Annotated in this window: 23 protein-coding genes and 1 tRNA gene; 12 read left to right on the top strand and 12 right to left on the bottom strand. The window is 48.1% G+C overall.

The annotated features are described in order from the left end of the window. Positions 1-13: 13 nt before the first annotated feature. The 3 genes from dat (at position 14) to hflX (ending at position 2678) form a co-directional block, all read left to right on the top strand. A complete protein-coding gene (gene dat / locus GQE98_RS07315) occupies positions 14-871 on the top strand; it encodes a D-amino-acid transaminase (RefSeq protein ID WP_161315023.1) in 858 nt (285 codons plus the stop codon). 213 nt (positions 872-1084) lie between these two features. After that, on the top strand, positions 1085-1327 hold the full coding sequence (gene hfq, locus GQE98_RS07310) for an RNA chaperone Hfq (protein WP_161315022.1): 243 nt from the start codon (positions 1085-1087) through the stop codon (positions 1325-1327). A gap of 37 nt (positions 1328-1364) precedes the next feature. Continuing rightward, positions 1365-2678, top strand: coding sequence for a GTPase HflX (hflX, locus tag GQE98_RS07305; protein WP_161315021.1), 1314 nt, complete (start codon positions 1365-1367; stop codon positions 2676-2678). Positions 2679-2688: 10 nt separating this feature from the next. Here the strand turns inward: hflX and mazG are convergent, their stop codons facing one another. After that, complete coding sequence (gene mazG / locus GQE98_RS07300; protein WP_161315020.1) at positions 2689-3513, bottom strand: nucleoside triphosphate pyrophosphohydrolase; 825 nt, start codon at positions 3511-3513, stop codon at positions 2689-2691. A 107-nt stretch (positions 3514-3620) separates the two neighbouring features. Between mazG and GQE98_RS07295 the strand changes: the two genes are divergently transcribed. Then, entirely contained in the window at positions 3621-4208 is a 588-nt protein-coding gene (locus GQE98_RS07295) for a regulatory protein RecX (protein ID WP_161315019.1), read from the top strand. 218 nt (positions 4209-4426) lie between these two features. On the opposite strand, the gene GQE98_RS07290 is transcribed toward GQE98_RS07295, so the two are convergent. The 7 genes from GQE98_RS07290 to GQE98_RS07260 form a co-directional block, all read right to left on the bottom strand. Continuing rightward, complete coding sequence (locus GQE98_RS07290; protein WP_161315018.1) at positions 4427-5185, bottom strand: MBL fold metallo-hydrolase; 759 nt, start codon at positions 5183-5185, stop codon at positions 4427-4429. After that, the gene (locus GQE98_RS07285; RefSeq protein ID WP_161315017.1) at positions 5185-5970 is read right to left on the bottom strand and encodes a TatD family hydrolase; all 786 of its coding nucleotides are present in this window, start codon (positions 5968-5970) and stop codon (positions 5185-5187) included. The genes GQE98_RS07290 and GQE98_RS07285 overlap by 1 nt, the downstream gene beginning before the upstream one ends. A 22-nt stretch (positions 5971-5992) precedes the next feature. Further along, the gene (locus tag GQE98_RS07280) at positions 5993-7093 is read right to left on the bottom strand and encodes a DNA polymerase III subunit delta' (RefSeq protein ID WP_161315016.1); all 1101 of its coding nucleotides are present in this window, start codon (positions 7091-7093) and stop codon (positions 5993-5995) included. Beyond that, entirely contained in the window at positions 7090-7731 is a 642-nt protein-coding gene (gene tmk, locus GQE98_RS07275; protein WP_161315015.1) for a dTMP kinase, read from the bottom strand. The genes GQE98_RS07280 and tmk overlap by 4 nt, the downstream gene beginning before the upstream one ends. A gap of 15 nt (positions 7732-7746) precedes the next feature. Further along, positions 7747-8901, bottom strand: coding sequence for a D-alanyl-D-alanine carboxypeptidase family protein (locus GQE98_RS07270; protein WP_161315014.1), 1155 nt, complete (start codon positions 8899-8901; stop codon positions 7747-7749). A gap of 104 nt (positions 8902-9005) precedes the next feature. Continuing rightward, complete coding sequence (locus GQE98_RS07265) at positions 9006-10007, bottom strand: septal ring lytic transglycosylase RlpA family protein (protein ID WP_161315013.1); 1002 nt, start codon at positions 10005-10007, stop codon at positions 9006-9008. A gap of 38 nt (positions 10008-10045) precedes the next feature. Then, positions 10046-11032 (bottom strand): lytic murein transglycosylase, encoded by a 987-nt coding sequence (locus GQE98_RS07260; RefSeq protein ID WP_202526144.1) that lies wholly within the window; start codon positions 11030-11032, stop codon positions 10046-10048. 192 nt (positions 11033-11224) lie between these two features. Between GQE98_RS07260 and GQE98_RS07255 the strand changes: the two genes are divergently transcribed. The 5 genes from GQE98_RS07255 (at position 11225) to GQE98_RS07235 (ending at position 15045) form a co-directional block, all read left to right on the top strand. After that, positions 11225-11314 (top strand) — tRNA-Ser (locus GQE98_RS07255). Positions 11315-11527: 213 nt separating this feature from the next. Next, the gene (locus GQE98_RS07250) at positions 11528-11836 is read left to right on the top strand and encodes a hypothetical protein (protein WP_161315012.1); all 309 of its coding nucleotides are present in this window, start codon (positions 11528-11530) and stop codon (positions 11834-11836) included. A gap of 156 nt (positions 11837-11992) precedes the next feature. Further along, a complete protein-coding gene (locus GQE98_RS07245) occupies positions 11993-12550 on the top strand; it encodes a cupredoxin domain-containing protein (protein WP_161315011.1) in 558 nt (185 codons plus the stop codon). A 102-nt stretch (positions 12551-12652) separates the two neighbouring features. Then, the gene (locus GQE98_RS18270) at positions 12653-14323 is read left to right on the top strand and encodes a copper resistance system multicopper oxidase (RefSeq protein ID WP_161316218.1); all 1671 of its coding nucleotides are present in this window, start codon (positions 12653-12655) and stop codon (positions 14321-14323) included. Then, complete coding sequence (locus GQE98_RS07235; RefSeq protein WP_161315010.1) at positions 14320-15045, top strand: copper resistance protein B; 726 nt, start codon at positions 14320-14322, stop codon at positions 15043-15045. Before GQE98_RS18270 ends, GQE98_RS07235 begins: the two co-directional genes overlap by 4 nt. A gap of 108 nt (positions 15046-15153) precedes the next feature. Here GQE98_RS07235 and GQE98_RS07230 read toward each other — a convergent pair whose 3' ends face one another. Continuing rightward, the gene (locus tag GQE98_RS07230) at positions 15154-15585 is read right to left on the bottom strand and encodes a c-type cytochrome (protein ID WP_161315009.1); all 432 of its coding nucleotides are present in this window, start codon (positions 15583-15585) and stop codon (positions 15154-15156) included. A 10-nt stretch (positions 15586-15595) separates the two neighbouring features. Further along, positions 15596-16042 (bottom strand): DUF4396 domain-containing protein, encoded by a 447-nt coding sequence (locus GQE98_RS07225; RefSeq protein ID WP_161315008.1) that lies wholly within the window; start codon positions 16040-16042, stop codon positions 15596-15598. A gap of 80 nt (positions 16043-16122) precedes the next feature. On the opposite strand from GQE98_RS07225, the gene cueR reads away from it, so the two are divergent. Continuing rightward, positions 16123-16512, top strand: coding sequence for a Cu(I)-responsive transcriptional regulator (gene cueR / locus GQE98_RS07220; protein WP_161316217.1), 390 nt, complete (start codon positions 16123-16125; stop codon positions 16510-16512). A 418-nt stretch (positions 16513-16930) separates the two neighbouring features. Here the strand turns inward: cueR and GQE98_RS07215 are convergent, their stop codons facing one another. Then, positions 16931-17509 (bottom strand): TetR/AcrR family transcriptional regulator, encoded by a 579-nt coding sequence (locus tag GQE98_RS07215; RefSeq protein WP_161315007.1) that lies wholly within the window; start codon positions 17507-17509, stop codon positions 16931-16933. A gap of 119 nt (positions 17510-17628) precedes the next feature. Here GQE98_RS07215 and GQE98_RS07210 point away from each other — a divergent pair, with 119 nt between their 5' ends. Together GQE98_RS07210 and GQE98_RS07205 are read left to right on the top strand one after the other, a co-directional pair. Then, complete coding sequence (locus tag GQE98_RS07210; RefSeq protein WP_161315006.1) at positions 17629-18843, top strand: multidrug effflux MFS transporter; 1215 nt, start codon at positions 17629-17631, stop codon at positions 18841-18843. Positions 18844-18906: 63 nt separating this feature from the next. After that, positions 18907-19566, top strand: coding sequence for a peroxiredoxin-like family protein (locus GQE98_RS07205; protein ID WP_161315005.1), 660 nt, complete (start codon positions 18907-18909; stop codon positions 19564-19566). Between the two features lie 945 nt (positions 19567-20511). On the opposite strand, the gene GQE98_RS07200 is transcribed toward GQE98_RS07205, so the two are convergent. Then, complete coding sequence (locus GQE98_RS07200) at positions 20512-20724, bottom strand: hypothetical protein (protein WP_161315004.1); 213 nt, start codon at positions 20722-20724, stop codon at positions 20512-20514. Positions 20725-20831: the final 107 nt, after the last annotated feature.

Raw genomic sequence — 20831 nt, 5'->3', positions numbered from 1 at the left:
TAATAGGAATACCATGTCCAGAATTGCTTATGTAAACGGTCAGTACCTCCCGCATCGAGAGGCCAGCGTTCATATTGAGGATCGCGGCTATCAGTTTGCTGACGGGGTGTATGAGGTTGTTACCATCGTCGGGGGCAGAATGATCGATGAAGAAGGACATCTGGATCGATTGTGGCGCAGCATGGACGAGCTCAGGATGGATGCCCCTATGAAGCGGGAGCCGCTTAAAATGGTAATGCGTGAGGTGGTCCGTCAAAACGGCATTCGCGATGGCATTATTTATTTGCAGGTTACGCGCGGTGTTGCGCCGCGGGACCATCCGTTTCCAAAAGACACGCCATCTGCCTTGGTAATGACAGCAAAAAGACTTTCCATGGAAAAGGCGGCAAAAACGGCGCAAAAGGGGATCAGCGTGATTACCGTGCCCGATATTCGCTGGACCCGACGGGATATCAAATCTGTCTCTTTGCTGCCAAATGTCCTTGCCAAGCAGGAAGCAAAGGATAAGGGCGCCTATGAAGCCTTTCAGGTGGATGAGGACGGGATGGTAACGGAAGGAAGCTCTACCAATGCCTGGATCGTGAGTAAGGAAGGTAAAATTATTACCCGCCCGGTAAGCAATTCTATCCTTGCTGGCATTACGCGGGCATCACTTATCCGGGAACTGGAGAAGCAAGGAATCGAGCTGGAATTGCGCAGCTTTTCTGTTGATGAACTCCATTCCGCAAGAGAAGTGTTCCTGACCAGCAGCACATCTTATGTTTTGCCAGTTGTAAAAGTGGATGATAAGGTGATCGGAAATGGACATCCCGGTCTTATTTCCCAAAAGCTTCGGGCAATTTATGAGCAATTTATGTCCAGTAGTGCCTAAAGTATTATCTCCAATACAGTCGAAACTGTGCTTTTTTTATCAAAGTCGTTATTTGTTGCTTTTTTGGTGTTATAATGCTTGTGTTTAAAGGGAGAAGTCCTTATGTCAGGGAAACTTTTTCGCCTTTTATTTGAAAATGAAATCAGAATTCCCCTGATACAAGAATAAAAATGGCGTAATGCAAACGATTTGACAGACGAGAGATAATTTGAGATGGGTGCTGAGAAATCACAAAACGTGCAGGATGTATTTTTAAATAAAGTCCGCAAGGATAAAATTCCGGTAACCGTGTTTCTGGTTAATGGTGTAAAACTTCAAGGCGCCATCAGCTGGTTTGATAATTTCAGCGTTCTACTGCGCCGTGATGGGCATGAACAGCTTGTTTACAAGCATGCTATTTCAACGGTAATGCCGGCAGGCCCCATACAGTTATTTGATCCTTCAGCAGAGAATTGATCTTTTAACATCGCGATGTCGCCCTTATATCCTTCCTATGGAAATTAATTCGGAACGCGATAGCCTGCGTTCAGGGGAAACAGCGCTTGTCCTGCATCCCTTTGTCAAAAAAAGCACCCAGAACAAACTTCGGGACCCGCAAGGGTGTCTTGAAGAGGCTGTCTCGCTGACGGCTGCCATTTCGCTTGATGTTCTTCATTCGGAAGTGGTTTCCCTTGCCAAGGCACGGCCCGGCACCTTGTTTGGGGAAGGAAAAATAACCGAACTCGGCGACTTTATTAAAAATTCCAATATTGATGTTGTTATTATTGATGGGCCGGTAACGCCTGTTCAGCAACGCAACCTGGAACGTCGCTGGCATGTAAAGATAGTCGATCGGACGGGATTGATTCTCGAGATTTTTGGGGAACGGGCTCAAACCCGTGAAGGCGCCTTACAGGTAGAGCTCGCACATCTCAGCTATCAGCGGACACGGCTGGTGCGCTCCTGGACCCATTTGGAACGGCAACGCGGATCACTCAGTTTTATTGGTGGTCCGGGCGAATCACAGTTGGAAATCGACCGGCGCCTGATTGACGACCGGATTACTAAAATCAAGCGTCAGCTCAATTCTGTTGTCCAGACCCGTGAATTGCATCGTGCCAAGCGGAAGAAAGTGCCTTATCCGATTGTGGCTCTGGTTGGGTATACTAACGCTGGAAAATCGACGCTGTTTAACCGGATGACAGAATCCGATGTATTTGCGGAGGATTTGCTCTTCGCGACCCTCGATCCAACGATGCGGAAAATTAAGCTACCCGGTGGTCAGCCTGTTATCCTGTCTGATACTGTTGGGTTTATCTCCGATCTGCCGACGGAACTGGTCGCGGCATTCCGCGCTACCTTGGAAGAGGTGCTGGAGGCGGATCTAATTGTCCATGTCCGTGATATTACCCATTCCGAAACAGGGGCACAGTGTCAGGATGTACTCGATGTTCTGGGGCGTCTCGGTGTTGATACAGATGATGTGGGCAACTACCTTGAAGTTTTAAACAAGGTCGACCTTTTGGAGGAAAATGCCCGCGCGAGCGTTTTCAACAGCGTCGAGCGAGAAGAGGGCCAGGTTGCTATTTCCGCAGTAACAGGTGAGGGGACGCCCGCGTTTCTTGCGCTTGTTGAAGAGAAATTGACGGCGAAACAGAAAGTGCTGGAGTTTGATATCCCATCTGAAGACGGGGCAACACTCTCTTGGATTTATCGTCACGGTACAGTATTGGGCCGAGAGGATCAGGAGGAAATGATCCATATAGAGGCAAAGTTTTCACCGGAAAATCTGGGAAGATTAGAAAAAATCCTTAAAAAACTGAATTAGTAGCTTGTTTTTATTTGATTATTTTATCTTCTAACCGAATTTTATTCCATACAGCATCCATTTCATCCAAACTGCATTCGGAAATATTTTTTCCACTTTTTTCAATACGTTGTTCGATAGTTTGAAACCGTCGAGTGAATTTACGATTAGCGCTGCGAAGGATTGTTTCGGGGTCAAGATCCAGATGACGCCCCAGATTAGCCAGAACAAAGAGTAGGTCGCCATATTCCTCGGCAATGCGTTCCTTGCTGCCTTTTTGATCAATTTCCGCTCGGAGTTCACCAAGCTCTTCCTCTATTTTGTCGAATACCGGCCCAATTGTAGGCCAGTCAAAGCCGACGCGGGCGGCTCGCTTTTGCAGCTTTACAGCTCGCGTAAAGGCGGGAAGGGTCTCCGCAACACCTTCAAGAGCAGACGGCGATTTATCGGAAATTTTAATTTTCTCGGCCCGCTCTTTGGCTTTCGTTTCTTCCCAGGCGGTGGTTTGGGCCTCTGCCGTTGGAATATCGGCGCTGCCGAATACGTGGGGGTGACGGCGGATCATTTTCTCTGATATGGCGGCAATAACATCGTTGAAGTCAAAATCTCCGGCTTCTTTTGCCATCTGTGCGTAGAAGACAACCTGAAACATCAAATCACCGAGTTCGTCCTTTAGTTCGGCCATATCCCCGTTTGCAATTGCCTCGGCAACTTCGTAGGCTTCCTCTATCGTATGAGGGGCGATGGTATCGAAATTCTGTTCCAGATCCCAAGGACAGCCGCCATTTGGATCTCGTAATTTTTCCATGATATCAAGGAGTTCATTAATCGGGGTAGATGATATGTTTGCAGACATGCGTTGATCTTTCACGCCAATTTTTGAGGATAATGGAAGTTTAAAGGATTTCATTTGGTTCTGGCCACAAGTAACATGCAAAAATTGACTAAATAATAGAGTTTTGGATGACCGAGGACAAAAAACCAAAAGCAAAACGACCTAAAAAGCCGGTTGAGCCAACACCTAAATGGCTGCGGGATCAGGCACTCCGCTATTTGAACCGGTTTCCGGCAACCAGCCATAAAATGGCGCGACATCTCATTGATAAAGCCACACCGCAACTGGAGCATTTTGACCTGTCGGAAGAAAAGCTCAAAGAAGATGTCACAAAGGTAGTTGAAGATATGATCAAGGCTGGTTTCATCAATAATACGGAGTTCGCGGCGAGTAAGGCGCGGGTTATGGCCCGCCAAGGTCGCTCAATAGCGCAGATTGGTCTCAAGCTGCAGGAGATGGAGTTTTCCGAGAGCGATCAGGCGAGGGCGCTTGATGAGCTTGGTGAGGACAGGCATGCGCTAGACCGAATGGCTGCGGCGCGGTTTGTAAAGCGTCGGCGGTTTGGGCCGTATAAACCTGAGGAGACCCGAAGCGAAAGACGCAACAAGGAACTCGCATCGTTAGCTCGTCAGGGGTTTTCATTTGATGTCGCGACCTTGGTTATCGATGCAAAGAGTGCGGATGTAATAGAAGCCATCATCTATGGCGAAGATTAACTGTTGAAAATATGCGTAATCAAGAAATAGGGCGGTGAGTATATCTGTGTTTCTGCCATCTCGTTTTTGCGCATAATATATATTATGGAAAATAATGGATATGGCAAAAGGGGAGCTTATAGACGGTAAGTCCCATTCAAGCCCTAAATCTGAGAGGCTTCATGGGGCATGGGTACCATTCACAAAGCTGAACGAGCTGAAAATGAGGATCTTATAGCTTACGCGGTGATGATCATGCCGTCATAGGCCGGTTCAACCCCTTTAGGCAGTTCCTTTATCAATGTTTGGTAATCCAGATCCACATGCATATTTGTCAGTACCGCACGTCGCGGTTTCAGGCGTTCAATCCATTTTAATGCGGTTTCAAGATTCACATGCGTCGGATGCGGCGTATAGCGCATGGCATCGACAATCCAGGTATCAACGCCGTTAAGGATTTCAAACCCGCAATCATCAAGATTAACGAGATCATTTGAATAGCCGATGGTGCCCATCCGGAACCCGAGGCTCGTGATACTGCCGTGATCCTGATCAAATGGAATAAACTCAATATCGCCGATGCTGAATGGTCCGTCGATATAATGTTCTTTCAGGATGGCCGGATATGGATTGCCGTCCAGCTGACGGAAGCAATAATCGAAGCGTCTCGTCAGGATATCGAGGGTTTTGTGATCGCCCCAAACATTAACGCGTTCGCGGTTGCGAATGGCGAGAACACGCAGTTCGTCAATCCCGTGGCATTGATCAGCATGTTCGTGGGTCCAGACCACACCGTCGAGCCTGTCGATCTCGGCATCTAGCAGCTGTTCCCGGATATCCGGAGAGGTATCGATCAGGACAGTGGTATCCTTCTCCTTGACCAAGATTGAACAACGGCGACGGCGGTTCTTCGGCTCTTTCGGATCGCAGGCACCCCAGTCATTCCCGATGCGCGGTACACCACCGGAGGTGCCGCAGCCAAGGATCGTCACTTCCATTAAAACTTCCGTTCTATCTTATTGAAAAGGTTAAAGAAATTATCAGTCGTGATGGCAGCAAGGCGATCTGGATCAAGTTCTTTGAGTTCCGCGACTTTTGCGGCCGTATGGGCAACAAAGGACGGCTCATTTGTCTTGCCCCGTTTTGGTACCGGTGCCAGATAAGGACTGTCCGTTTCGACCAACAGTTTTTCAACTGGAATATTGCGGACATGCTCTCGAAGTTCATCGGAGGCCTTGAAAGTTACAATCCCTGAAATAGAAATATAAATCCCAATTTCCATAGATTTTTCAGCGACCTCCCACCCAGAGCTAAAGCAATGGATGACCCCTGTGAAAGGCCCCTTCTCATACTCTTCATGTAAGATCTTAACGGTATCCGCATCGGCATTGCGGGTATGCACGATAATCGGCAGGCCGGTCTCGCGCGCGGCTTCGATATGCAAGCGAAAGGATTTTTCCTGGAGATCCCGCGGCGCATGTTCGTAGAAATAATCGAGGCCCGTTTCCCCAATCCCGACGACCTTTGGATGTTTACTAAGCTCGACCAGTTTCGCCGCCGTTACCTCATCGCCTTCGCTTTCCGCTTCATGTGGATGTACCCCGACGGTACAATGAATATCGTCATACCGTTCAGCAATGGTGCGGACGCTGTCGAACTCACGAAGCTTGGTGCCAATGGTTAGCATGTGACCAACACCAACCGCCCTCGCCCGCGCAACAACCTCGTCAAGTTCGCTGGAAAGCTGTTCAAAATTCAAATGGCAATGGCTATCGACTAACATAACTGTCCGTAATATTTGTGTTTTATCTGCCCATGCGTTCTACATTCAAAAACAGGTTGAGCACAACCTGTTTACGGTCAAGATTGATGGAATCCGCTCTTTTAATCAAGTCATTCCCCTTTTCCCAAAGCTCTACCCACGCCGATGGTGAATGGTGCGAGATCATTTGTTTCATGATTTCCGCTTCGCCAGGAACAAGGTTATTACTGGCAAATTCCTCACTGGCGGCCCGAACCAGCCGCGTAAGCCACCAGGGATATATCTCACAGACACTCCGGTATCGTGTTTCGCCGTCTTTCAGCCCGCTCTTGTCCGCGAGTGCATGAAGCTTTTCCGCGTCAAGGCGGGGATATCCCTTAAAGATATCGAGAAGGGCTGTAAAAATATCAAGCCCCCCTGCCTCTAGCAACCTGAAGGCCTTTCCCGGACTTCCTTCGGCGAGGGTGAGCAGCATATCGAGCTGATCTGAGGACAGGTTTTCACTGTGCGGTGCCAAAACTGCTCGCATATTTGTGTCATCCAGCGGGCGTAACGCCAACTGGCGACAGCGAGAGCGAATGGTCGGCAGCAAACCGGCAGGTGTATGGGAAACGAGGAGAAACAGGGTTTTCTTTGGGGGTTCCTCCAGTATTTTCAGTATTGCATTGGCGGCGCTCGCATTCATTTCATCTACGGGATCAATGATAACAATCCGCCAACTTCCTTCCGATGCAGTTAGTTGGAAAAAGGGGCTTAGTGCGCGCACTTCATCAATACGGATAACGGTATAGAATTTCTTCTTCTTGGTATCATATTGCCGCCGGAGAACCGCGAGGCCAGGATGCGATCCCGCATGAATAAGGGAAAGGGCCGGGTCGTCTTCTGGTACATCAAAGCTTTCTGGTGGCCCAAACAGCCCCCCTCCTCCACTTGATAGCTGGCTCAGGAGGAACTTTGCCGCACGATAGGCAAAGGTCGCCTTACCAACGCCTCTTGCCCCGGTGATCAGCCAGGCGTGGTGGAAACGACCGCTTAGAAAGTTATCAAGAAACAGCTTTTCTGCAGCTTCATGTCCAAAAAGGCGTTGCGTGTCTTGCGGATGGGGATATCCGTCTAATTTGTCAGATATGGGAAGGTCCGTCACGGTATCAGGCGCGTTTTCAAAATCGCGCGCATCTCTTGCTGGATGGTGTCGACAGATTGCATTGCATCGATCAGAACACATCGATCTGGGTTATGTCGTGCTATTTCAAGAAAACCATCCCGAAGTCTTTCATGAAAATCGAGATCCATTTTCTCGAAACGGTCTTCGTTATGTGTCCGTCCCATTGTGCGTTGAAGCCCCTCCTCCGCCGGCAGGTCGAAAATAAACGTGAGGTCAGGTGCAAAATCTCCGACCGAGAAATCATGAATTTTCCGAACAGCTTCTTCACCTAAATGATTGCCGTATCCCTGGTACGCCATGGTGGAATCCGAGAAACGGTCGGAGATAACCCACCGACCTTCATCGAGGGCCGGCCAGATGGTAAGCCGTAGATGATTACGGCGAGCCGCATAAAATAGCAAAGTCTCGCCAACAGCATCCCAGCGATCCGGCTCACCTGTCAGGATAAGCTCACGGATTTCATCTGCACCCGGAGCGCCTCCCGGCTCTCGTGTCAGCAGGCAGTCGATGGCGCTTTCGTCAAGAAAGTCAGCAAGAAGACGGCTTTGGGTGGACTTACCGCTTCCGTCCCCGCCTTCTAGTGTAATGAATTTTCCGCGGCGTTTTTTCGTCTGCATTCGAGTTCTTGCGGCTTAGTTTGAAGACGGGCCGAAGACAAGGTATTCAACTGCCGATGTCAGACGTTTGAGGGGGCCGGGCCGGGTTATATCTTCCATCGCGACCAAGGGGACCGTTACCGTCTCTATTTCGGGACCTTCCACGACCAACTGGGCAACCGGTGTTCCCTTGATAATTGGCGCGGGGATCGGCTCGTTATAGACGACCTTCACCGTCATTGATTTGCGTGCCGCGCGATTAAGGGTAACCGTCAGATCGGATTCCACGGAAAGCGGAACAGTATCCTTGTTTCCAAGCCAGACCCGCGCATTATCGACAATATCGCCGGCCTTGAAGAGGGCATAATTATTGAATTCGCGAAAAGCCCATTCCATCAGCCGTTCAGATTCGCGACTACGCGCTTTCGCATTGTCGAGACCATTAACCACCAGAATGATGCGCCGCCCGTCCCTTTCTGAAGAGCCGACCAGTCCATAACCGGATTCTTCGGTATGGCCGGTCTTAAGGCCGTCCGCGCCGTTATTCTTGTATAGAAGCGGATTTCGGTTGCCTTGCTTGATATCGCTGTATGTGAAATCCTTTTCAGCAAAAATGGGATAATATTCTGGAAAATCCTGAATGATATGCTTTGCCAGCATTCCAAGTTCGCGAGCAGTCATTTTATGGTTCGGGTCCGGCCACCCTGTTGAATTTCTGAAAGTGCTTTTTTCAAGACCGAGTTCCCGCGCCCGGGACGTCATGGCTTCAGCAAAGCCTTCTTCGGATCCACCGAGCCCCTCTGCAACCACAATACAGGCGTCATTCCCTGACTGAATAATAATGCCGCGGAGAAGGTCATGGACGCTGACGCGGGTATCCACCTCGACAAACATTTTTGAACCGCCTTTTTTCCAGGCTTTCTCGCTGACCGGCAATGTGTCTTCCAGCTTCAGGGAGCCTTCCTTTAACCGCTCAAACAACATAGTTACCGTCATCAGCTTGCTCATTGATGCCGGGGGCATCAGATCATCCGCATTTTTTTCGAGAAGCACGGTCCCTGTATTCATGTCAAAAACAAAGGCTTCCCGCGCCGGTGTCTCGATACTTTGAGCTGATGCGCTACCTGCAAAAATTGCCAGGCCGAGGCAAATGGCGGAGAAAAGACCTGTGGGGGAAGTCTTGTTATTCATGGCACTAAAGCTTTCAGTTTAACTCTATTTTGTCTTATGTCGGCGGTGTCCTGCCAAAATACAGCTTATTCCCTAAGGCTGCAATTTGGCCAGTTTATGGCCGCTTACTCGATAATTATACGCGCATCCGTATGGCCGGTGTCTATCAGGTTTTCCAGCAGTTGATCCGCCTTGGCTATATCCTGAACGGGCCCCACGCGTACCCGGTAAAAATCCTGACCATTTACCAGAACCTGACTTACTTTTGTCGGTCCCATGGTCGAAAGCTGCGCGCTTAAAATATTGGCGTTGTTATAATCGATAAACGCGCCAGCCTGTATAAAAATCGCGCTATCCTTTATCTGGGAAACACTGACAACAGGAGACGGTGCACTGTAGGCGGATGTCGATGCAACCTGTGTTCCGGTCGCTGTCTCAGCTGGCGCCGGTAATGTTTCGATCTTCTGTAATGGCGCCGATTTGATATTTGGCGGAGGGGCGAGCGTATTGGAAACCACCTTGGCCTGCGGTGCGGCGGCAACATTATTCATCTCGTTCACTGGTGTTTCCGGCTTCGCAATGATGGATCGATCGGCATTTTCTCCACTGCCGATGACCTGAACTCGAACTTTCGCAGTACCTTTCTCCACCATGCCAAGAAGCTGCGCTCCCTTGTAGGACATATCAATAATGCGCGAATGAGCGAAAGGCCCACGGTCATTGACTGTTACTATGATGGAGCGACCATTTTCAAGGTTCGTTACTCGCACATCAGTCGGCAGCGGCAATGTTTTATGGGCGGCCGTAAGTTTATGCATGTCGTAGACAGCGCCATTGGCAGTTTTGCGTCCATGAAAAGGCTCCCCATACCAGGAGGCAATCCCTGTCTCATCATATGCATTATCTACTTTTGGATAGTACCATATGCCGGCGATTTCATAGGGTTTACCGAGCTTTGGCATGCCGCGATCGATCCCGTTTTCGTCGACGGTTGCGCTATCCTTGTCATTGGTCGCGTGATACTTCTTCGCCCCGTAGCTGATCAGGTTAATTTCCGAGCAGCCCGCAAGCAGGATTGTCGCCGCGAGGAGAGACAATAGTCCGGAACGTGAGAATGTTTTCTTCATGTCGCCTTCGCCTTTACTACGCTACGCTTAATCAACATTTATCCGTCTCCGATTAGGTCGGCGAGAAGACCGACGGACATTGCGAAATAGGTTGACCGGTTCCATTTCAGAATTGTCCGGTAATTTTCATAAACGAGGAAAGTCTGCCCGTTCCCGCCTTTAGGCTGAACCAGTGACCCGACAAGCTGACGTGAAGGCAGCGGGCTTCCGTCTGTCTTGGTCACGCCAAGGGCCTCCCATTCCCGCATCGGCTTGGCAACCTTTAAGTCTACCAGCGAGGTATCGAAATTCTTCGGAAGGCGGACCTCCCTGCCCCAGGTCTGATCATATTTCCAGCCGGATTTCGAAAGATAATTGGCGGCAGAGGCGAAAACATCGGCTTTCGTCGTCCATATGTCGCGTCGGCCATCCTCATCATAATCAACCGCAAAATTGATAAAACTGGACGGCATGAATTGCGACTGGCCCATTGCCCCAGCCCAGGAACCCTTCATATCGGCAAGTGCAATGTGGTTTTCATCCAGGATTTGGAGTGCAATCAGCAATTCTTTTCTGAAATAGGCCGCGCGGCGATTGTCATAGGCAAGTGTGGTCAGGGCGTCAATAACGCTGAACCCGCCGGTATAATTGCCATACCGGGTTTCAACCCCCCAAAGCGCCACAATAAAGCGTGGCTGTACCCCGTATTTGAGACCGACTTCTTCGAGAATGGCGCGATTCTGGTTGAGCATGGCCTTGCCGGAGTCGACGAGGGATTTCGGCAGGCGTTGCGCCATGTATTCCTGGAAGGTTTGGACAACTTCGGGCTGCTTTCGGTCCAGCTTGACCACTCTTTCGATCAATTTGACGTTGGCAAACGCGCTGTCGATTGTTGGCTGGCTGATGCCATTCTCCTGCGCCTCTGTCTTCAACTTGGACAGCCACTGATCGAACGGTTCTTTCGCGGCAAAGCTTGGCGTAGAAAAAGCAATTACGAACATGCCAGCCAAAGAGAAAATAATATTACGCGCTGATTTCTTTGCCATTGGAACTCCGATTTACTAATCCCTCCTTTTTGCCACAAGTTCCAAGGGTTCGCAACGGTTTCAGGTAGAGCGGAAGGAAAAGTGATTTTTAAAATCAAATATATTGACAGCTCCGGGCGGGAACTTTAAACGATCAGGACTATCCGCAACCGCGAGCGTTCTTATATCAACGCTGTGCCGGAAATGCGATACGGAGGGTTGGCAGAGCGGTTGAATGCACTGGTCTTGAAAACCAGCAAGGGTGCAAGCCCTTCCGGGGTTCGAATCCCCGACCCTCCGCCACTTTACTTTAAAAATTACAGTAAAAATATATACTTAAACGTTATGTTGTTCTAGCGGTCCCCCGTTCAGTCCCCCAATTGTACAATAAACACGTTTCCTGAATGGTTGTTGAAATGATATCTGTCAGAGTATACATAAGTTCAGGAGATATTTACTTTCTGAGAGAAGTAGTTGGCAGAAAATCGGAAAACACTGAACTGGCGTAGGAAAAGTATGAGCATTTTCGTTGCTCTTGCTATTGCGCTTAATGTTTTTGCGATAATACCTTCTGCCGAAAGTCATGAGGCTAATGAAAGCCCTTCTCATTTTATGGTTTCAGCGACGGGTGATCTGTCAAAAAGTCATGAAACTGACCGGCATAATCATATCGAAAAATGTGGCATGGTCTCTTGTGCGATTGGTTTGCCCGCAAATTTTCACGTAACAACAACGACATTCGGAACGAAAACGCCGTTTGACGTCATTGCCGTGCAAGTACTTTCCCTCGCTTCTGCGCCGCCCGAGCACCCACCAAAGATTTAGTTCCTCTTTTAGGCCATATCTCAAGACAGCCATGATTGTGCTGTCAATGGGGTTATGCGCCTTTCTCAAACTTCGACTATTGAAATTTGTATCTGTCTCCCTGCCTGACCGAAGTGAGGTCTGCATTAGATGGAGACTGGAATAGGAACTGAAAACATGAAGATTAAGCGTACTTTTTTATCCGGTGTTGCCGGAGCAACTCTCACTGCCGTCTTGGCACTAAGCTCAGCGATTGCATTTGCAGCGGGGAATCATCACGGGAGTCACGGCGAGAAATCGGTAATTGGTATCTCTGGTAACGCGGCAGACGTCACTCGAACCATCGAGATCAAGATGGGAGATAATTTTTACGAACCGGAAGAGATTTCCATCAAGAAAGGGGAAACGGTTCGTTTCAAGATCATCAATACCGGGGAATTCGTTCATGAATTCAATATCGGGACAGCCGCCATGCATGCCGCACATCAGGAAGAAATGATGATGATGGTAGAACATGGTGTATTGGAAGTGGATAAGATCAATCGGGACATGATGAAGATGGATATGGGAAATGGCAAAACCATGGAACATAACGATCCAAACAGTGTTCTGTTGGAGCCCAAGGAAACAGCGGAAATTGTATGGAAGTTTACGGACGATGCCGAATTGGAATTCGCCTGCAATGTTCCCGGTCATTATGCCTCCGGCATGATGGGGGAAGTTCATTTTGAGTAAATGCTCTGCGCAGCCCTCTGCGGCCGCGCATTTCAACTTTTCTAAATCAAAAGGAACAGCAGAATGAGAAAATCATTTATGCAATCTCTGCAGATCGGCTTTATGGCAGCTGCAAGCATCGCAATTCTACCAAGTATGAGTGTTGCCGGAACCTATGATTTGACGGTAGACAGGGTTATTATAGATACAGGTGACTTCCAAAAAGAAGGGATTGGGTATAACGGAAAATCCCCTGGACCCGTACTCCGGTTCAAGGAAGGCGAAGATGTCACGATCAATGTGACAAATAATCTCGATGAATCGACGTCAATTCACTGGCACGGTCTTATCCTCCCCTTCCAGATGGATGGTGTGCCAAAAATCAGCTTCCCCGGAATTGAGCCGGGTGAGAACTTCACCTATAAATTTCCGATTATCCAATCCGGAACCTACTGGTTCCATAGCCATTCCGGTTTTCAGGAGCCTGATGGCGCTTACGGATCAATTGTTATCGAGCCAGAGAAGCGAGATCCGTTTCGTTTCGACAAGGATTATGTTGTTCAGTTTACGGACACCCATCCCCACTCCGGCAAGAGAATTTTTCGGAACTTGAAAATGTCGGCGGATTATTACAATCGCCAGCAACAAACTCTCGGGGATTTCTTTTCAGATGTCCGCAAGAACGGCCTGAAAGCAACTATCGATGACCGGATGGCGTGGGGCGACATGCGGATGATGAAGACGGACATTGAGGATGTGCAGGGCTTCACACCGCTTATCAATGGCAAAGGGCCCGAGCAGAACTGGACCGGGTTGTTCGAGCCAAAAGAACGCATCCGCCTGCGTCTCGTCAATTCCTCTGCCATGACATATTTTGATGTCTGCATACCGGGATTGAAGATGACAGTGGTTGCGGCTGACGGAAACAATGTACAGCCCGTTACAGTCGACGAACTTCGTTTGGGTGTTGCCGAAACCTATGACGTTATCGTTCGACCCATGGACGATAAGGCATATACGATTTTCGGGGCAAGCATGGGCAGAACGGCTTACGCACGGGCAACTCTTGCGCCGCGCGAAGGCATGGTTGCAGAAATTCCGGAAATGACAAAGGCGCCGCTTCTCACCATGGCGGATATGGGGATGGATCACGGCAATATGGCCGGTATGGACCACTCCAACATGAAAGGAATGGATCATTCGAGCATGAAGGGTATGGACCACTCCAACATGAAAGGAATGGATCATTCAAACATGAAAGGTATGGAGCAGGAGAAGGATAGCTTCTATGCAAATGGCAGCGGTCTAGTTCCCACAGCGGCAAATGGTGGCAAGTTCCTTTCCTATGCGGATTTGAAAGCACAGAAGCCACTCTATGAGGACCGGGAGGCTACGCGGGAGATTGAGTTGCGCCTGACCGGGAATATGGAACGGTATATATGGTCAATCAACGGTGTGAAATACGAGGATGCAGATCCGATTGTCCTTCAGTATGGGGAACGTGTCCGGTTTAAGTTTGTCAATGAAACCATGATGACCCACCCCATGCATCTGCACGGCATGTGGAGCATTCTGGATGTCGGTGCCGGTAAATGGGATCCGGCAAAGCACACCATTAGCGTCGCGCCCGGAACAACCGTTTATTCCGAAACCGAGGTTGATGCGCCCGGCCAGTGGGCTTTCCATTGCCATCTGTCGTTTCATATGGATGCCGGAATGTTCCGTAAGATTTTCGTTGAAGGCGGTCCTAAATCTGCAAGCCTCAATCCGTCTGAACAGGGTGTCCTGCAATGATTATATTAAAAAAATCGCTACTCGCAGCGGCCCTCACCTTTTCTGTTTTGACGCCTGTTGTCGGTCATTCGGCGGAAACGTCGAATATCTACTATGGTGTTCAGATAGAGGAATTTGAATATCGATACGGAGAAGGCGGAGAAAAGCTGTTCGCTTTTGATGGTGATGCCTTCATCGGGACCGATGAACTGAAACTCCGCTGGGAAGGCAGCAGTGAGTTGGATTTGACTGTTAATCGCTTCGAATCCCTTTCCAATCAGCTTGCCTTGCAAACACCCATATCGGATTTTTGGGACATTAAGGGAGGCGTCCGGTATACGAGCCCCGAAGGGCCCGATCGATGGTATGCTGCCGTTGGCTTGAGTGGTCTTGCTCCGCAGTGGATAGAGGTCGATACGCATCTGTTCCTGAGTGAAAAAGGAAAGCTTTCTGCCGACATTGATATTGAGTACGAGATACTTCTCACGAACTACCTGACCCTGACGCCTTCCGCGAATATCGATGCGGCCTTTTCGAGTGATCGGGAAATTGGAGTGGGCTCCGGTATTAACAGAGTAGAGGCGGGTCTAAGGCTCAGCTACGATGTCTGGGATAGAATTCTCTCGCCTTACGTTGGTGTCGTCTATGAGCGTAAGTTCGGGCAGACCGCAAACTACGTCGAAGAAGAGGGTGAACGTGCGGATATCTGGTATGCCGTAATTGGTGCCAAGCTGATGTTCTAAAACAGCATAATGCAGATTTCAATCGCGTCTGGAGGGAGCATGCGGCTCCCTCCAGGGCATCCCCAATTATGGATACATCATGCCTAGAATATTAGTATATTACTGGGCTTAATTAATACCATTCGCGCGTTGCAATTCTCGGATGTAAATTGTTATGTTTTTAATTTCTGCCTCGGTTACGCCGTCTACCGGCGGCATATTCCCGAAAGACCAGTGATGCGCCCGCACGCCATTTTTAGCGGCCAGGACAAAAGCCATATCACCATGATGATTGGGCTCATATATCCGATGAATGAGCGGTGGCGCTTTTCCCTCCTGCCCGACCGCATTACTGCCGTGACAGGAGGCGCAATATTTATCGAAAGCCTGTTTGCCGGACTGAGCGGCAATCGACAACTCGGGAATGTTGACGACAACAATTGGCTGTCCCATCTTAACCTCTGGTTGGCCAGGATAGAGCCAAGAATAGCCGCCGACAGCGATCAATACCAACGCCAGTACTAACACAATAGAAAATATATATTTGTTGGATTTGCTCATTTGTTCCCACTTAGTGGCAGGACTTACCCAATGCTTTCAGGCGCCAGTAGTTATATGGCAGCGGTGTAATAAAACCGGCAAACCACATGAGCGGTAATACCCATAAAGTCAGCCTTGCTCCACCGGTCAACATATAATCAATCAAATTCATAGCGACTTCCATGGATATCATCGAAATCAGGGACATCCCTATGGCTGTTTTAAACGCTAGTTTGAAGACCATCTGTCGAGATAAAATTATCGTCTCCAGCGCTATGGACGTCAATAATCCGTTGATAATTGCCAAAGCCATAATTGCCATGGTCGGCCACGGGATACCAGTAACCTGAAAAAACAGGATTGTCCCCATATCGCCAATAGAACATCCTATTAGACACCATAGAGTATTTTTGGAAGCGCGTCGCCAAGTATGCCGACAGGTCCAGCTAATTCCAACAACAGTATCTGCGATACTCATGCTATCCTCATATGCAAAGTGATTTGACACCGATGCGCGGCAATGTAATGTTTCCAGTAACTGGAAGGTCAAGGGAAAAAATGTACACGATTGGTGACACCGCGAAGGCAACAGATTTACCCACGAAAACTGTCCGCTACTATGCTGATATTGGCTTGGTTATGCCGAGCGGCCGTTCGGATAGCGGGTATCGTCTATATAGCGGCAGGGAGATAAACAAACTTATCTTCATCCGACGGGCCAGAAGCTTTGGGTTTTCTGTGCAAGAATGCCGGGAATTATTGAGCTTGTATGAAGATCAGGAACGGTCAAGCCGAGATGTGAAGGCCATCGCCTTGCGCCGGATTGCAGAGATCGAAAAAAAATTACTGGAATTGCAATCCCTTCATAAAGAGCTATCGTACCTAGCAGAAACCTGTAATGGCGATAATCGCCCTGACTGCCCAATCATCAGTGGAATGTCGGGATGATATGGCAATTAATCTTCTACTTGTCTGGTACAGGAGTAATCTAGGCGATACCTGCCTAAATCCTCAATAATAATGTCAAAATAATAGAGGGCTTCATTTTTAAGGTGTGATTTCCCGAATAATCATAACTCAACTTGAGAAACATCAGGAAAGTGTTAAAAAACGACCGTTCTCGATATCATAAATTTACCAACTTTGACGAAAACCAATAATAATATGTTCCACTAATATTTGATGGTGGAATGTCATTGGACGAAGAAACTTCAGAAACGCCGAAAAGAAAAGAACTTGAGCTAAATGGAGTTACCTGTCCAGAGGGGATATGGTGCAGGGAGGCAATTGTACAGCTCGCCTGATTTTACAATGTTTTGCTGGAGGCCAGCGAGGAAAAGGCTTGTCTGACGGGTCGTACCCAGACTTAGTGTCGAAATATCTCCGCAACTATGTTTTGTGCTAATTTCCGGTCTGGCTGAATTCCATTCAATAGCGGATACCAAAAGGCCCCATGTATAAAGGCGACCAATGTTGGAATGTCTCGCTCGGTCGATATTTGACCTAAGCTGTGGGCCCTTCTCAAAATATCTTCTACTATTTTCTCTCTTGGATTTACAAATCGTTCCCGAAAGGATTTCTGGAAGAGCTTGTCCTCTTGTGCAGAAGCGATTAACGCACAAATTATTCTGGAATCGCGTTCCAAATGCTCAAAAACCTCTATGAGGAACTGATATAATTGCTCACGGCAACTTTTATTGAAATCGTGATCAGGCGCGGATGCATAACGTTCAGTCTCTTCAAAAATGGCATCCAGGACAAGGTCTGCTTTGGTCTTCCACCGATTATAGATTGTTTGTTTTGCTACGCCAGATTCAGAAATTATAGAAGCAATTGATACCGCGGCGTACCCTTGTTCACGCATTAAACGTAATGTAGTCGATTTAATATTTTCCGCAGTTTTTGGATCGCGCGGGCGTCCTGCTGCTTTCATCTCTCTGGCCATAAAAACCCCCGACTAAATTTATTATAGATATATTAGTAGACGTCGTTCTATTAATATAATAGACTATAGTCTACTAATTAATGCATATGCTTGTAAAGCACTATTAATAAGGTAGAAAAATGTCAGGCAATTCTATTTCTCCAAAGAAATTTGCGGCAATAACTGCGGTTCTTGGAGTGCTAACTATCTTTCCTCCGCTCGCTACAGATATGTATCTCGCAGCGATTGGGCATTTGGCAGACAGCATGCAGGCGAGCCACGCCGCCGCTGAACTCTCTTTATCCCTTTTCTTTTTAGGCCTGTGTATCGGGCAACTTATTCTGGGCCCTGTCATTGATATTTTTGGACGTAAAAAACCACTGATGATCGGGATTGTTCTGTTTGTTGTAACGTCTATTGCATTGGTGTTGGTCGATAATATTGCGATATTCAATACCTTACGATTTTTTCAAGCCATTGGAGCTTGTGCAGGCATGGTTGTTGGTCGGGCCATAGTCAGTGATCTGTATCATGGGCGCGAGGCTGCAAAAGTCATGAATATATTGGTCATGATGCTAACGATTGGCCCTATTATCTCGCCAACTTTAGGGAGTGTGTTACTGGAAGCGCTTGGATGGCATTCCATTTTTATAGTCATGGCCTTGGTAGGTGTGATCGCATCGTTCCTAACTTTATTCATAATTCCGGAAACATTACCTCTAGTTGATAGAAAGGCTGTTTCCTTTCATTCTGTGCGCACTTCGTTCGTTAAAATTCTGATTAAACGCAGGTTCATGCTAACCGCGATCATCGCGGGACTGGTGCAAGGTGGAATGTTTGCCTTTATAACAGGCTCATCAGGTGTGTTTCAGGGTGTATTTGGCCTGAGTGCCCTTCAATATGGCTTGATGTTTGCTGGTATTGCGCTTGCACTCATGTTCTTTAGTCAAATCAATAAGGGCCTATTAAACCACTATGAACCCGGTATTATATTGAAAAATGGGCTTAGGCTGCACCTTATGATTACCGTTATTCTGGTGATTATCTCCAGTACAAAGTCAATGTGGCTCTTTGTTGCTCCTTTATGGTTGGCAATCGGCATGGTCGGGTTACTTTCTGCCAATGCCATGTCTCTTGCAATGGCGGCTAGCCGTAAAGAATCCGGTGTTGCCTCCGCCCTATTAGGGGCGATCCAATTTGCAATCGCTTTTTTGGTATCATCTTGCGTAGCAATGGCTGGAACGAGCACCACGTTGCCGATGGCTTTGGGTTTGTTCCTCCCTTGCATGCTGGCGATCTTACTTTCTGAGGCTTTTTTAAAAGAACCGGTACGTAATAGAACGGCAGCAGTTTAAAAACATATTCCAGATTCAGTAAAAAACTATCGATATCCGCATGACTCCAAAAGGCATGATTCAATGACAAGTCTAAGAAATCAAACCGATGCACAAATGGATAAAACCCGGCAAAATAACCCCGAGTTTGCACGGGAAGTTGATAAATTGTTGGCAGAGGCAAAAGCGTTCAATCAAGGGCAGAGCGCCCTGGAAGTTGGAGATAAAGCGCCGGATTTCACATTGCCAAATGCCAAGGGTGAACAAGTATCCCTTGCGGCATTGTTATCAAAGGGCGCTGCCATCATCTCCTTTTATCGCGGCAGTTGGTGTCCCTATTGCAATTTACAGTTAAGAGCGCTTAGCGATAAACTTACGGAAATACACCATCTTGGGGCTGAATTAGTGGCGATAAGCCCGCAACTCCCAGATGAGTCCATGAGTATTGTAGAAAAGCATGCTCTCAGTTTTCCTGTACTGTCAGATCAGGATGCAAAAACAGCCGGGTCTTTTGGGGTATCATGGAAGGTTCCGGATGTGCTGGCCAAGCATATGAAGGACGACAGGGGGCTGGACTTGGAAAAAATCAATAACGGGAATGGCAGTATTCTTCCCATTCCCGCCACCTTTATTGTTGATAAAGAGGGGCGCATTATCTGGCGGTTTGTAGATGTAGATTATCGTAATCGTTCTGAACCGGAAGATATTATTCGACAGTTGAAAATCCTCAAGAGCAATGAGTAACTTTGCGCGCCTTCTTACATACTGGCTGCCTTGCCCGGTGATCATCGACGCGCGGCACACCCTGCGATAACGGAAAATACGGCTCGATCGGGCGAATCTGCGCCTATGACAACCAGATAAGGTCACTCATGGCGACGCCTTTTCGCGCCGCCATTGAATGAATCGATTTGATAAACCGCAACCGTTTGCTGGTATTGAGCCTAATCTGGAAGACCATCTACTTTCGGGATGTTTTCCAAACGCGCGTCCCATTCCGCTCGGCTTGCAAAGCAGATATGTGCATTTGGTCGGATGTTTCATCTATTCCATATATAAGGCTCTAGTTAATGGGGGTGCAAACAAGCAAAAAAAATAGAGCTACAGCAGGTATAACTGCAATTAAAGCTGATAGCACCAGCTTTGCTGACTGGGCAAAATAGAGGTTTGAAGATGAGGCTAGCCGAACTCATAAACAGAACGATGGAATAGATTTCGAGGAGTACAAAAAAGGTACTTTGAAGAAGTTAAGCGACAAGATCCTGACAGCGTGGTTGAAGGAATGCACTGGTTGGAGTTCGCAGAAGAAGAAGGTATGAAGAGGGCAAACGTCGAGGGTGGAACCACATTCTGTTTTTGAAATATGAAGAAGAAATCAATGCGCAAAGCATTATGTCAAACGGCCCGTGATTGACATTCCGGCAGTTTCAACTAACCTGAAAACTGCGTGGCGGAAACGTCACCGGCCCCTTGAAGCGGTAGTATAATCATCGTGGATCGGGGCTTTTTCTTTGTGCGGTATGATGCGACCTTATGAAGGCCTGCCTAGCCTCCAACTGACCTTCTGATAATCCGCGCCACCCGTTTGGCTTCCATATGCCTCAAGCCGGGATTTGGATCAGCAAGAGCTTTCATGAACCGCTTTGTCAGTTGCGGCGCCTTCTAAAACTGGCGGTTTTAATTCCCGGCTCAATAGCCAGCTGCTCTACAGGCTTGTTGCGATAGGGCTTTAACTCCTGTTTTTGTTCTACTATAGCCTTTGACAGTCATCTCTATTTTGAAGGTGTACCCTTGTGTTTCGAGATCGGCATATGGGCGGTTTCTTTCGCAATATTCAATAAGCACCTGTTGAATGTCTTGGTCTTTTGTTTTCTTTGCTTTCGTCAGTTCTTCTGCGCTCATGACTGTCGCGTCAAATACAATAACGGTAACAAGGCTAGTACCCCTCACCTCAATTTTTTATAAAACAAATTGCTTCCCTTGAGGCAGTTCGGCATTCACCTCTGCCA

Source organism: Sneathiella litorea (assembly GCF_009882915.1).
In the GTDB taxonomy this organism is placed as follows: domain Bacteria; phylum Pseudomonadota; class Alphaproteobacteria; order Sneathiellales; family Sneathiellaceae; genus Sneathiella; species Sneathiella litorea.
This window is presented reverse-complemented; position numbering and strand designations above follow the sequence as displayed.

What these genes read in the sequence shown, in the direction of transcription:
- cueR (WP_161316217.1), top strand. Translation starts at nt 16,123, where the DNA reads ATGTACACGATTGGTGACACCGCGAAGGCAACAGATTTACCCACGAAA.
- GQE98_RS07265 (WP_161315013.1), bottom strand. Translation starts at nt 10,007, where the DNA reads ATGAAGAAAACATTCTCACGTTCCGGACTATTGTCTCTCCTCGCGGCG.
- GQE98_RS07215 (WP_161315007.1), bottom strand. Translation starts at nt 17,509, where the DNA reads ATGGCCAGAGAGATGAAAGCAGCAGGACGCCCGCGCGATCCAAAAACT.
- hflX (WP_161315021.1), top strand. Translation starts at nt 1,365, where the DNA reads ATGGAAATTAATTCGGAACGCGATAGCCTGCGTTCAGGGGAAACAGCG.
- GQE98_RS07270 (WP_161315014.1), bottom strand. Translation starts at nt 8,901, where the DNA reads ATGAATAACAAGACTTCCCCCACAGGTCTTTTCTCCGCCATTTGCCTC.
- GQE98_RS07295 (WP_161315019.1), top strand. Translation starts at nt 3,621, where the DNA reads ATGACCGAGGACAAAAAACCAAAAGCAAAACGACCTAAAAAGCCGGTT.
- GQE98_RS07260 (WP_202526144.1), bottom strand. Translation starts at nt 11,032, where the DNA reads ATGGCAAAGAAATCAGCGCGTAATATTATTTTCTCTTTGGCTGGCATG.
- GQE98_RS07225 (WP_161315008.1), bottom strand. Translation starts at nt 16,042, where the DNA reads ATGAGTATCGCAGATACTGTTGTTGGAATTAGCTGGACCTGTCGGCAT.
- GQE98_RS07250 (WP_161315012.1), top strand. Translation starts at nt 11,528, where the DNA reads ATGAGCATTTTCGTTGCTCTTGCTATTGCGCTTAATGTTTTTGCGATA.
- GQE98_RS07200 (WP_161315004.1), bottom strand. Translation starts at nt 20,724, where the DNA reads ATGAGCGCAGAAGAACTGACGAAAGCAAAGAAAACAAAAGACCAAGAC.
- GQE98_RS07230 (WP_161315009.1), bottom strand. Translation starts at nt 15,585, where the DNA reads ATGAGCAAATCCAACAAATATATATTTTCTATTGTGTTAGTACTGGCG.
- GQE98_RS07245 (WP_161315011.1), top strand. Translation starts at nt 11,993, where the DNA reads ATGAAGATTAAGCGTACTTTTTTATCCGGTGTTGCCGGAGCAACTCTC.
- mazG (WP_161315020.1), bottom strand. Translation starts at nt 3,513, where the DNA reads ATGTCTGCAAACATATCATCTACCCCGATTAATGAACTCCTTGATATC.
- GQE98_RS18270 (WP_161316218.1), top strand. Translation starts at nt 12,653, where the DNA reads ATGGCAGCTGCAAGCATCGCAATTCTACCAAGTATGAGTGTTGCCGGA.
- tmk (WP_161315015.1), bottom strand. Translation starts at nt 7,731, where the DNA reads ATGCAGACGAAAAAACGCCGCGGAAAATTCATTACACTAGAAGGCGGG.
- GQE98_RS07285 (WP_161315017.1), bottom strand. Translation starts at nt 5,970, where the DNA reads ATGTTAGTCGATAGCCATTGCCATTTGAATTTTGAACAGCTTTCCAGC.
- GQE98_RS07210 (WP_161315006.1), top strand. Translation starts at nt 17,629, where the DNA reads ATGTCAGGCAATTCTATTTCTCCAAAGAAATTTGCGGCAATAACTGCG.
- GQE98_RS07235 (WP_161315010.1), top strand. Translation starts at nt 14,320, where the DNA reads ATGATTATATTAAAAAAATCGCTACTCGCAGCGGCCCTCACCTTTTCT.
- dat (WP_161315023.1), top strand. Translation starts at nt 14, where the DNA reads ATGTCCAGAATTGCTTATGTAAACGGTCAGTACCTCCCGCATCGAGAG.
- hfq (WP_161315022.1), top strand. Translation starts at nt 1,085, where the DNA reads ATGGGTGCTGAGAAATCACAAAACGTGCAGGATGTATTTTTAAATAAA.
- GQE98_RS07290 (WP_161315018.1), bottom strand. Translation starts at nt 5,185, where the DNA reads ATGGAAGTGACGATCCTTGGCTGCGGCACCTCCGGTGGTGTACCGCGC.
- GQE98_RS07205 (WP_161315005.1), top strand. Translation starts at nt 18,907, where the DNA reads ATGACAAGTCTAAGAAATCAAACCGATGCACAAATGGATAAAACCCGG.